General features: G+C 30.1%; 8 protein-coding genes. All 8 read right to left on the bottom strand.

The window, feature by feature from the left end; translation table 11 throughout:
• Positions 1 to 39: 39 nt before the first annotated feature.
• The gene (locus BTO04_RS09540; RefSeq protein ID WP_087564275.1) at positions 40 to 1779 is read right to left on the bottom strand and encodes a glycosidase; all 1740 of its coding nucleotides are present in this window, start codon (positions 1777 to 1779) and stop codon (positions 40 to 42) included.
• A 28-nt stretch (positions 1780 to 1807) separates the two neighbouring features.
• The gene (locus BTO04_RS09535) at positions 1808 to 2737 is read right to left on the bottom strand and encodes a carbohydrate kinase family protein (protein WP_087564274.1); all 930 of its coding nucleotides are present in this window, start codon (positions 2735 to 2737) and stop codon (positions 1808 to 1810) included.
• Between the two features lie 137 nt (positions 2738 to 2874).
• Positions 2875 to 4041, bottom strand: coding sequence for an MFS transporter (locus BTO04_RS09530; RefSeq protein ID WP_087564273.1), 1167 nt, complete (start codon positions 4039 to 4041; stop codon positions 2875 to 2877).
• A 2-nt stretch (positions 4042 to 4043) separates the two neighbouring features.
• Complete coding sequence (locus BTO04_RS09525) at positions 4044 to 5909, bottom strand: alpha,alpha-trehalase (RefSeq protein WP_087564272.1); 1866 nt, start codon at positions 5907 to 5909, stop codon at positions 4044 to 4046.
• Entirely contained in the window at positions 5906 to 7138 is a 1233-nt protein-coding gene (locus BTO04_RS09520; protein WP_087564271.1) for a sugar MFS transporter, read from the bottom strand. Before BTO04_RS09520 ends, BTO04_RS09525 begins: the two co-directional genes overlap by 4 nt.
• A 17-nt stretch (positions 7139 to 7155) precedes the next feature.
• Positions 7156 to 8469 (bottom strand): MFS transporter, encoded by a 1314-nt coding sequence (locus BTO04_RS09515; RefSeq protein WP_087564270.1) that lies wholly within the window; start codon positions 8467 to 8469, stop codon positions 7156 to 7158.
• Positions 8470 to 8504: 35 nt separating this feature from the next.
• Positions 8505 to 10640, bottom strand: a complete 2136-nt coding sequence (locus BTO04_RS09510; RefSeq protein ID WP_087564269.1) for a glycoside hydrolase family 97 protein — start codon at positions 10638 to 10640, stop codon at positions 8505 to 8507.
• 105 nt (positions 10641 to 10745) lie between these two features.
• Positions 10746 to 12077: a vanadium-dependent haloperoxidase gene (locus BTO04_RS09505; protein WP_087564268.1), complete on the bottom strand. Its 1332-nt coding sequence runs from the start codon at positions 12075 to 12077 to the stop codon at positions 10746 to 10748.
• Positions 12078 to 12079 lie beyond the last annotated feature (2 nt).

Here is a 12079-nt window from a genome sequence, read left to right as displayed (position 1 = left end):
GAAATTAAATAAACAAAGAATAATAGGTTGAAATAGTGTTTAAAAATTCATTTTTGTAGTTATTTCATTTTCTGAAAAAGTTATTACAAAAGTACACGTTGTAAGATTTGCTTTTAGCTGTGCAAATTCTTTGTCATTTTCCCAGATAATATCTAATTCGTTTTCATTAGAATTATTAATTTTAATGTTGCCTAGAAAAGCATTAGATGTGTTTCTTAATCGCATTATTTTGAGTTGATTTAAAACAATGTCTTTTTTAAGACCTTCCTCTATGTCTTTATTTGTTAAGGTTGTTCTATTAATTTCTTTATGACCACCACTTCCTCCTTTGTCTGCAGCTGCATAATTGTTTTTTCCTGCAAAAAGATCTAAATACCAAACTTGTGGGATACCAGGCATAAACATTTGAATAGCTCTAGCTAGTAATAATTTTTTTTCGTCTTCGCCTAAAGCGCTAAAAAAAGTTGCATTAACTTGGTAATAAGAAATTTTATTTCCTGAAGGGTCGTATAAGTTTTTTACTCTTCCACCGCGTTCTATAATTGTGTTCATTATAGCTTCTATTTCAGTATCTTCTAACAAACCTTTGTTATAAGTTCCATTAACTTCTTTTCCTTTTAAATCTAAAACAGGAATTCCATCATGGCAACCTAACATATTTACTGTTTTATAACCTTTGGCTATAATTTCTTTTGCCCAAGTTATAATTGCTTTATTAGAGGATTTTTCTAAGGTATGAATCATTAAGCCAGGTAAGAAAAAATCATAAATTTGATACCCTTTTTTTGCAACTTCATCGTGTAGATTTATACCATATTCTGCATGAATTTCTGGTAAAAGAATTAAGTCGTTCTTTTTTGCAATTTCATTAATTCGATCTAGATAATTCCAAGTTCCTGGTTTGTTAAAAAAATTAGTTTGTCCAATTTCTTTATGTAAATACGCAAAGGCATCTAAACGTAAAATTTTACAGCCAAAGCTTTTTACTTTTGCTAAAGTTTCTTCGTAAAAATCCCAAACCAATTCAGATTTGGCATTTACATCCATTTGTCCTAAAAAAGTTTTCTTTGTTTCAATTAATTTTAAAATATCAGATTTTAAATTATCGTTGTTATCAAAACTTAAAGTTGAAAAATCTTCTTTGTTTTCTATTGCTTTGTTTATTTTTTTACAAATATCTTCTTTGTCGAGGTTCGATAGCTTTTGAAAAGAGTGTAAATCAGAAAGCGTAATTTTTTTATAGTTTATTTCTTGATAAAAGGTGTTCCAATAGGGTTTTTCTGTGCCATCTGGAAAAGGAACTTTTAAAATAGGAAGTCCAGATTTTCTCATAAATAATTTAGTAAGAAACTCTTCTTTTGGTAGTACAATTCCATCTTCATTTTTTGTTCCGTTTTCTTGCCAAAAAGTGTTCCAATTTATAAAAAAATCTTTGTATTTAGATTTCTCACCATTCAACAATAAGTCTTTAAATTGTGGAGAATTAACAGATAAATGGTTTAAAACAATATCAAATTTTAATTTAATGTTCAACTTTTCTAGTGCGATTAAATCTGCTTTAGAAACTAATTCTTTATTTAAGTTATAATCTATTACAGAAAAACCTCTGTCTAAATCGCTATTAAAAAAAGTTGGCAATACATAAAACAAAGAAAACACGTCTTTGAAGGCTTCATTTTGAAGCATATTTACGGTATCACTTAATTTATGCCCAATACTATCTGGGTAAGAGTTTAGCATTACTCCATTAGAGATAATTTTGCTGTTTTCGTTTTGCATAAGATTGATGAAGTTTAATAAAAGAAACTTATAAAAGTTTAGATAAAATATTAATGTTATCTGGAAGCCTACCTACATTTTGGAGTTTTAAAGCAGCTAATTTTAAGGCTACTTGTAAACATTCTTCTATTGGCTTTTCTTTTATGTAAGCGAATAAAAATCCTGACCAAAAAGCATCTCCTGCGCCTGTAGTATCTACCACTTTTTCAATTTTTATGGCTGGTAACTGAATAATTTCTTTTCCAATTTGAGACAATTTAACCCCATTACTACCTAGCGTTAAGCATACCGTTTCTACGCCTTGCTTATGGAAGTATTGAAAAATTTCTTCATGAGGAAGTTCTTTTTCAAAAAGCCTCAACATATCATCTTCACTAATTTTAATTAATGGATTAAACTTGCAATAGGTTTTAATTACATGTAGTGCTTGTTCTTGACTCGCCCACAACTTCTTAGCATAATTTAAATCTATACTAAGTTTACAGCCTAAATTATATGCTTCTTCAGCCTTTTTTAAGATAGTAGTTTGTGCAGGTTCTTTACTTAAAGCAAAACAAGTTGTATGAAATATATTGATTTTTTTAAGTATTTCAGTAGGTATTTGATCTTCAGTAATGTGATAATCTGCTGCTCTAAAAGGAATAAATTCTGGGGTGCTTTCAGACCTAGAAACAAAAATTACGCTTGTAGGTATATGCTCTAATCTTTTAATATTATTTGTACTAATATTAGCTTCTGTAAGTCTTTTTAAAATGTATTCACCAAAACCATCATCTCCAATAGAAGAAATCATTACTGGCTTTAAACCTAGTCTAGCAAAATTCATTGCAACATTAGTGGGTGAGCCACCTAAATATCTATGATAATCTCTAGTGTTGTTTATAAGTACTCCAGATTGATGACCTATAAAATCAATAAGGACTTCTCCAACACATAATATGTCTATATTATTCAAAATTTCTAACTTTTTTAGTTACTTATTTTTATATTTAGTATAAACGTACAATTATGTTTTTATAAGGGTCTTTTTTTTTAAAATAAAGCGCTTATTATCTAGCGAAAACGTTTTAGTAAATCGATATTTATCAAGAATATCTAACTATTTTTTTCTTTTCTGAAGTTTAAACCTGCGATTAACAAAGCAAAAAAGGTTAATAGTAACAATGTTAAAAAGCTTATTTTTAAATTATAGGTGTTTGATATATAGCCTAGAACAACGGGGCCTAATAGAAAGCCAGAAAAACCAATTCCTGAAACAATTGAAATACCTACAGAGGCTTTTACGCCTTTAACTTTACCTGCAATTCTAAATAATTCTGGAATAATAACAGAAAGCCCTAAACCTACGATACTGAACCCTAAAAGTGTGATTGTTAACTGCCCAGCAAGAATACATAAATAACCAATACTTGCTAAAATACAGCCTAAAACAATTATTTTTATTGAGCCTATTTTAGCACTAATTCCATCTCCAAAAAAACGACCAATAGTCATCATCACAGAAAAAATAATAAACCCTGAACCTGCAAGGTTTTGTTGGGTGATTTTTACTACTTCAATTAGATAAAGACTGCTCCAGTGTTCTATTGCACCTTCACTGCTCATAATTACAAAAGCTATAAATGCAATCGCTATTAATGGTTTAATTATAGTAAAAGAATACTTATTTTTCTGTTTTAAATGCTGCTCTTCTGATACAGAAAAATAATTTTTGACTAACAGAATATTTAAAAATATAATAAGAACAGCTACTGTAATCATATGATATACAGGTAAATTGAATATTGGCATTAAAAGACTACCCAAAGCTGCACCTAAAACGCCTCCTAAACTAAAAAAGCCATGTGCTGCAGACATGATATTAACTTTCTCCTTTTTTTCAATTTCAGAAACTAAAGCATTCATTGCAATATCTGTTATTCCAGTAAAAACACCAACTATAAATAATGATATACATAATGAAACGTAATCTGGCATTAATACAGGGAATATAAATGCAAGTGCAAAAAGCACAATTGCAAAAAAGGTTAAACGACCCAATCCTATTTTTTTACTTAAATAAGGAACCAATGGGAGGAAAGTTAAAATTCCTAAAGCTAAACAGAATAATGCAAACCCTATCTGAGAATCGTTTAAACTCAACTTTGTTTTTACATAAGGGATGTATAATATCCAAGTACCAACGATAAAATTTAAAGAACTAAAGACCCATACTACTGAAAAGTATTTAATATTAGTTAAAATGAGCTTTAGTGAATTCATTTTTAAAAAATTATTTTTGGATGAATTAGGTTATTTAAACTGGTAACGTATTCTTTTTTTAATAAAGATAACCCATATTGATACGAAGCGTTCATCCAACCAAAACCTTCTTGCGTAATATATTCAAAGTCAGTACCCACATTTCCATATTCAGCAAAAACTTTATGAGTAGCTTCTAAAACATCGTATTTCTCTGGAATTGTGCCATTATAATCTACAGCATTTTTTGTAATCATATATAACCATCTATAGATTAACTCTTGTGTTGCATCTATAAATCCATAGTTTATTAAACCTTTCCAAATTAACATTTGATGTGGAGCCCAACCATTAGGATAATCCCATTGTCGTTGTGGTCTTTCATTTGAAATTAAACCAATACTCTCTTTTGTACTTCCAGCAATTCCTCCTTGTTCTATAAGTAGTGGTAATATATTTTTAACAAGACTTTCTGCTTGTTCTTGTGACGCCATTTTACTCCAAAGAGGTGTAAATGTTGTAGCAGCTATAAAATTTGATTGTTTGGTTGTTTTAAAATTATAATCTAAATAAAGCCCCTTCGTTTCATTCCACAAGTAATGATTTGCTTTTTCTTGTCGGTTTTTTGCTTTTTCTAGCCAATAAGAACTCGTATATGTTTTTGAATTAACTACTAATTTATCATTAAATTCATCTTTAATTAATGCGGCAAAATCAGTTTCATATTTAAAAAGCAACGCATTTAGTTCTACCAAATTTAAATCTGCACAATTACCATCAATACGATAGGAGGTATCATGACCAGATTCACGAACACTTCTATCATTTATAAAATAAGTGTCTAGTGTTTTGTTTTTTATTTCACCTAGTTGATACTTTTCTAAATAAAGACCGATTGAAAGTTTAATTTCATCAGCAAAAGGTTTTACTATAGCGTCAAAATGACCTTCTTCACATTCAGGTGGCATACCAATACCTTCAGCTAAATAACGATTTAATCCGTTTTTTGTAAGACGGTTTCCTGCTGTCATCCAAACGGTTTCATATTCAAAAATAGCGGTTATTAAATTACTCTTTAGCCATTTTTTATCATCAGTTACTTCAAAAACTTCTGTTATTAAACTTGAATAAAATGGAGGTTGTGTTCTTGTTAGGTAATAAGATCTATTTGCATTTAATATTTTTCCATAATGCTCAATTTCATATTGAAAGTGTTCTGCAGCAGCTTTTGCGAGCGTAACTTTACCATCTATAATTAAACCTATAGATTGAAAATAACTATCCCAACCATACATTTCATTAAAACGTCCTCCGGGAACAACAAAAGGTATTCCGCTAATTTTTTCGTTTTCTTCTTCTAATTTTAACGATAAAATACCGGGTTTTGTGTTTATATTTTTTACAAATTTTGGCGTTATTTTTTCAGGAAGTTTAATTGCTTCTATAGGAAAAGTGCTTTCTAATTTTTTATAATATTTAAATGCAATTTCATCCTTAAAAGGAATATATACTCTTAAATTATTAGAGATAAGAGCTTCATTTTTAGAATCGTTTATTAGATTTTTAATCCCTTTTTCATCAAGAGTTCTTGTTAATCCGTTCCAAAAATAATCTTTTATCATTCTAGAAACCCTATCTACTGGTAACTCTTCTATATGATTTAAAGGAATTTGTGCAGTTATTAAACCTTCATTTTTTGAAATCACTAACTCCTGTAATAGATTAGATAAATGATATGTATTATTTACAATATACTTTTTACCATTCTTAGAAACTAACTCAAATGATTTAGGTCCTTTATCTTCAATAGTAATTTTTTTATCACCATCTGTATCTTCTTGCTGTAATAATTTACTTAAAGTATCTTCTATATTTAATTGAAAAATCATGCCTTTAAAAGGGTTTGTTTTTTAGACATTCTATCAATTAGTAGTACAAAAATTATTAGTAAGGTCATTGGGATTAACAGGAAGTAAAAAGCACTTGCACCACCTATAGTTTCAAATAATTCGCCAACAACTCTAGAGCCAATTGTTCCGCCTAATGCAGAAAATATAATAATTAAACCAGACATTGGTGAGTGTAAACTTTTTGGCAAAGAACTTAGTACAGTAGAATTTAATAATGGATAAATAGGAGCAATAAATAGCCCTATTAATGGTAAAATAAATCCTAATAATGGCACTTCAGATAAGCTTGTAATTTCTCCTATAGATTCTATATCTCCTCGTAATTGAGGTAAAATATAAAGAAGAATCCCTCCAGAAATAACAACACATACAATGACCAAAACCACCCAATTAATATGTTTGGTTAAAAAACCTGCAATAAATCTACCAAGCGCTAGAGAAAGTGCCAATATACTAGCCATTTGAACGCTTAACACAGAACTAAAGTTAAATATTTTCTTATTAAAAGTTGGTAACCACGTCATAATTCCTTGCTCTATCATTACAAACAAAAAAGCAGAAATGATAAAAACTAAAACTAGTGGAACAATAATTAATTTAACAGATTCCATTAAGTCTTCTTTTAAACTAGACCCTATGACTTCTACTTTATATTCTATTTTAGAAAAGAGAAGAAATATAAATGAGATTAATATAAGTCCGCATAAAAGATAATATACATTTAACCATGAGTTTTCATCATCAGAATAAAAAACAGGGAATAAAAAATAAGCGAAAGCAATACCTACCATAAAAAAACCTTCAATAGAACTCATCATTGAAGCATGCTCTTTTTTTGAATCTGTTAGAACCCCTATAAGCGAGTAAACAGATAATTTTATTAAAGCAAAACTAACACCTATGGATAAAAATAAAACTTTTGTATGATAAAAAGTATTTCCAAATATCATGTATAGGCAACCAAAAAACACAATTGCTAAGGCTGTTAGCATCGCTTTTTTATAACCAAATCGAGGTAGAAAAGAGGCAATTAAAAAAGAAACTAAAGCAATGGGTAAGTCTTTAAAAGCTTCTAAAACGGAAGCTTGAGATTCACTTACTCTATAAACATCAATAGATTTTTCTATAACGATACCAACACTATTTAATAAAATAGCAAAAACAAAATAGTTAAGATAAATAGAGATTTTAATGCCTAGATTTTTCATGGTTAAATTGTATTAAATTATTCTTCGATAATTGATTTCGATTCATTTAAACGGAATGCTAAAAAAGCTGCAATAGCAAAAAATACACCTGCAAAAAGCATTGCATTTATTGCATTTCCTCCAAGTAAATATTTATAGATCGGACCAAAAGTTAACGTCTGAATAAACATAGGTATTACGATCATCATATTTAAAATACCCATATAAACACCTCTTTTGTCTTGAGGTACAATTTTTGAAACCATCGTGTAAGGAATTCCCATCATTGCTGCCCAACCAATACCAAATAATACCATTGGTGCCAATACCAGCATTGGGTCTGAAATATAGGGTATGGAAAATAAAGCAATTGCAGTACCAATTAAACTTATAGCATATATTTTTTTACCGCCAAAACGAAGTGTTAAAGGCACTAAAGCTAAAGCAACCACCATAGTAACAATATTGTAAGTTAAACTCATTTTAGCCGCTTGTGAAGCAGCTTCGGATGTAGAGAACCCAAGTGTTAATTTAAATAATGGTGTTGTAAACTGCCAGTAAATAAAAAGAGCATACCATTGAAATAGATAAACGGCTCCAATTTTCCACATGAATTTTGGCATCTTTTTTATAGCTTCTGCAATCTCTGAAAATGGTTGTGATATACGTTGGCTAATAGGTAAAGCTTTAATAGCATTAATGTCTGCTAGTTCCTTGTCACTAGGTGGAATTTCTGGAGTTTTAAAAACGGACCATAAAATAGTAGTTAAAGACAAGAAAGCACCTATGTAAAAAGAATAATATAACCATTGTGGTATGACTCCTGCAGACTCAACAGACTCACCCCCAAACCAATATTGAAATAAAACAATAGACCCATTTGCTAATAAAATACCTGCACCAACAAATAAACTTTGCATTTGATACCCCATACTTAATTGCTTTTCTGGTAATTTATCTCCTACAAATGCTCTATAAGGTTCCATAGCCATATTGTTACCTACATCTAAAAGCCATAATAAACCAACAGCAAACCAAAGAATAGGACTATGAGGAAAGACAAATAAACATAAACTACCCATTAAAGCACCAATTAAAAAATAAGGTTTTCGTCTACCCCAGCGATTAGACCATGTTTTATCTGACATGGCTCCAATAATAGGCTGAATAATTAACCCAGTAACTGGGCCAGCAATATTTAAAATAGGCAGCATATCTTCTGGAGCTCCTAAATATAAAAAAATTGGATTTATAGCGGTTTGCTGTAAACCAAAACTATATTGAATTCCTAAAAAACCAACATTCATATTAAAAATTTGCCAAAAGGATAAACTTGGTTTTTTTAGTTTCATCTATTATTTAGTTTTAGTTGTTAAGTATGTTTTTTTTATTCTTTTAAAAGGCTAATTGCAAAACCACCACCTGATGCTAATTTTATATCTAAAGTAGCTGCTTTCGTTATTTCTATTTCTTCAATTTTATAAGCCTCTGGATTGGTATTCCAGTCTGAATCTTCAGAGTCTTTATATACAATCGCTTTATATTTTTTTCCTTCTTCTAAAAAATCAAAAGTTAAAGATTCAATTCTTTCATTTTCATCTGTAATTCCTCCAATAAACCAATTTCCAGTTTCCTTTTCTTTTCGAGCAATGGTAACATATTCTCCAATTTCGCCACTTAAGACCTTAGTCTGTTGCCAATCTACTCCAACATCGGTAATAAATTGAAATGCAGGATGTACTTTTCCATTAGCCATGTAATGTTCTGGTAAGTCGCAAGCCATTTGAATTGGACTATATATAACTACATACAAAGCCAATTGATGTGCTAGAGTAGTATTTACTTGGTTTTCTTTTTTGAACTCATTAAATTTTATATTAAAAACTCCTGGTGTAAAATCTATTGGACCTGATAGCATTCTTGTAAATGCAACGGTTGGTATATGATTTGGAGGGTTACCCCCATCTGTTGCCCAGGCATTAAATTCTTGCCCTCTTAATCCTTCTCTTGCAATCGCATTAGGATAAGTTCTTCTTTTACCTGTTGCTTTAATTGGTTCGTGCGCATTAACTGCAATTTTCTTTTTAGCAGCCTCAACCAATACCTTATGATAGTGATTTACCATCCATTGACCATGATGATATTCTCCTTTTGGAATTATTTTACCTACATAACCAGTTTTAACTGAATTGATGTTATTAGCTTTCATAAAATCGTAAGCAACATCCATTTGTTTTTCATAGGTTAGTGGTGCAGCAGAAGTTTCATGGTGCATAATTACTTCAACACCTTTTTCTTTGGCATATGCCATTACTTCCTCAAAATTATAGTCTGCATAAGGTGTCATAAAATCAAAAACACCTTCTCTATCATTGCTTATCCATTTATCCCATCCCGTATTCCATCCTTCAACTAAAAGTCCTTTAATGCCATTTTGTGAAGCAAAATCTATATATTTTTTCGCATTTTTTGTGTTAGCTCCGTGTCTTGAAGTTCCTACTTTACCCGTTGTAAAAGTATTCATGTCTTGACTTCCTTCTAAGTCCCAAGTAGATTTTCCAATATGCATTTCCCACCAAATTCCTACATATTTCATTGGGGTAAAATAACTAACGTCTCCTATCTCATTAGGGTCATTAAGATTTAATGTCATTTTAGACTCAATTAAATCGCCAGCTTTTTCGGCAATTTGAATTGTTCGCCAAGGAGTCGTAAAAGGTAATGTTACTTTTGCTTTTCCTCCCAATCGTTCTGAACCAACTAATTCACTTGTCATACTCAAGTTCTCTGTATCAACTTTTAAAGTCATACCTGAATAATTAGTTAAATCTGCTTCATGAAAACTTAGATATAAACCATCATCAGTTTTCATTGTTACCGGCGTATTTACTGCATTTTCAGGAATATAAGTTGCAGATAAGTTTTCGTGATTTCTTTTTGAAAGCGCATCAATTTTAGAAATTTTTGTTTTGTTATATAAATGCTCATAAATATCCCAATCTCCAGGAATCCACCATACTTTATGATCTCCAGTTAAATTGAATTCTGTGTTTTCATCTGTAATTAAAACTTCTTTTAAGTTCGCTTGTTCAGGAAATTCATATCGAAACCCTAACCCATCATTATACACTTTAAAGTGAATATTTAATTGTCTTTTATCTTTGGTTTGTTCTTCTAAAAAAACAACTAATTCATTGTAATTATTTCTAACATTTATTTGTTCACCCCAAGGCATTTGCCATGTTTCATCTATGCTTCCTGTTGTTGTTTTTACTATTTTAAAATTCTTTTTTAAAGAAGGTAAATTTTTAAAATCAAAACTGATTGAAGAGGTGTCAATTACTGTCTTGTTTTTATGTATTACAAAATAGATTGGCTCTCCAGTTTTTGATAAAGCAAATTCAACAGTAATGTTTTTATCTGGTGAAGTAACAGAAGTGCTTTTTTCTGAAGTGCTGCATGCAGATAGAATAAATGTAGCTAATATTAATAATAATAATAAATGAGAATTAATTTTTTTCATAATACAGTTCTTAATTTATTTTACAAGTAATTGCTTGGTAAGGTTTTAATATAATTTCACCATTTTTAAGTCGAAAATGTTTCGATTTTTAGAAAATTAAATCAACTATTTAATGCTTAGTTTATGAACAACAAATTCTCCTAAATCTCTACCTTGCTTAACACCAACTTCAACAGCAGCTCTAAAATGAATACCTCCATACATTCTACTAATTGCTGCTTCATCTGCTGCGGCATTAAAAGATTTAAAACTTCTTATAGGTAAACCAAATTGAACTTCAGTATCATCATCAAAAGCAAAATCATTACCAAAAATAGCTGTTAATACTGTTGATGCTGCTCCTGAAACTACAGAATGCCCACTTGTATATTCTGGAAAAGGAGGTGTTTGTAAAATTGGAAGCCAATCTGGATCTATATTTTGATTTATTAGCGTTTCTGGACGCACTAAATTACTTCTGTATTTTTCATCCCAACAACTAATAAACCCATCTGCAATTGCCAAAGATGTTTTGGTATATGCATTTACCGTTTCCATTAAATTTAAATTGGTTTTTTTTGAGGCTATTTTAACGATTCCTATCCAATGTGCACCTGGAGAAATCTTTTTTGTGGCAAACATAAAATGTCCTCTAGTTACAGAAACAAACGGATTACAATCCCAAAATTGAGCGATTGCAATCGCTTCAGATTTATCTCCTTCTTTTGTTATTTCCTGGCTTATATTATAGACTTCTATTAGTTCTTTATAAAAATCAGAATTTTTATCCATTGAAAATTTTGGTGGAGGTATCGGCTTAAATTGTGAAGCAGTTTCTAAAATAAAAGGCCTAATTTTATCCCAATGAGGTTCTATTCCATCCATATAAGCTGGTGGGGTAGGTTGCCACCTAGAGGCATCATCTGTGTCTACCGTAAATTTTGGCATTGTTCTGGTCTGATTGTAATTATCTGCATCCATCCACTTTTTAATATGTTTTACAACTTTTAAAGCATATTCTTTAGAATTTACAAACTCTTGTTCATTTGTGTTATTCCATTTTTGATACAAACTATCTTTTAAAACGTTTAGCTTATCTTCAGAAAAAACTAACATTTTACTTATTTCCATGTGTGCAATTAATGCTGCCACATTTAAATTTACTTGATCTGCTTTTGCTGGTTTAGGAATAGATGTTAATCCATTTAATGTGTTTTCTAAAGAGGTATGAATAGAATCATTTTGCACTAAAATTTCATATGCAGCTACATTAGGATATGCATAAATTCTACTTGCTACTGGTGGCGAAAAAATATCATGAATCATAATATTTGTTACTTTATCTACAGATGCATGATATGTGTTTGTACTAATTTCTATAGGTTCTGATGGTTTTTGACAACCAATAAAAGTTCCTATTATGGATATAAAAAGTAAAGGTTTTAATAAATTATTCATAT

The organism is Polaribacter sp. SA4-10 (assembly GCF_002163835.1).
In the GTDB taxonomy this organism is placed as follows: domain Bacteria; phylum Bacteroidota; class Bacteroidia; order Flavobacteriales; family Flavobacteriaceae; genus Polaribacter.
Note: the sequence above shows the minus strand (reverse complement) of the source record. Positions and strands in the feature narration are given on the sequence as shown.

Bases quoted from the DNA above. Each gene is read 5' to 3' on its own strand.
- BTO04_RS09515 (WP_087564270.1), bottom strand. From the start codon at position 8,469: ATGAAACTAAAAAAACCAAGTTTATCCTTTTGGCAAATTTTTAATATG.
- BTO04_RS09520 (WP_087564271.1), bottom strand. From the start codon at position 7,138: ATGAAAAATCTAGGCATTAAAATCTCTATTTATCTTAACTATTTTGTT.
- BTO04_RS09510 (WP_087564269.1), bottom strand. From the start codon at position 10,640: ATGAAAAAAATTAATTCTCATTTATTATTATTATTAATATTAGCTACA.
- BTO04_RS09505 (WP_087564268.1), bottom strand. From the start codon at position 12,077: ATGAATAATTTATTAAAACCTTTACTTTTTATATCCATAATAGGAACT.
- BTO04_RS09530 (WP_087564273.1), bottom strand. From the start codon at position 4,041: ATGAATTCACTAAAGCTCATTTTAACTAATATTAAATACTTTTCAGTA.
- BTO04_RS09540 (WP_087564275.1), bottom strand. From the start codon at position 1,779: ATGCAAAACGAAAACAGCAAAATTATCTCTAATGGAGTAATGCTAAAC.
- BTO04_RS09525 (WP_087564272.1), bottom strand. From the start codon at position 5,909: ATGATTTTTCAATTAAATATAGAAGATACTTTAAGTAAATTATTACAG.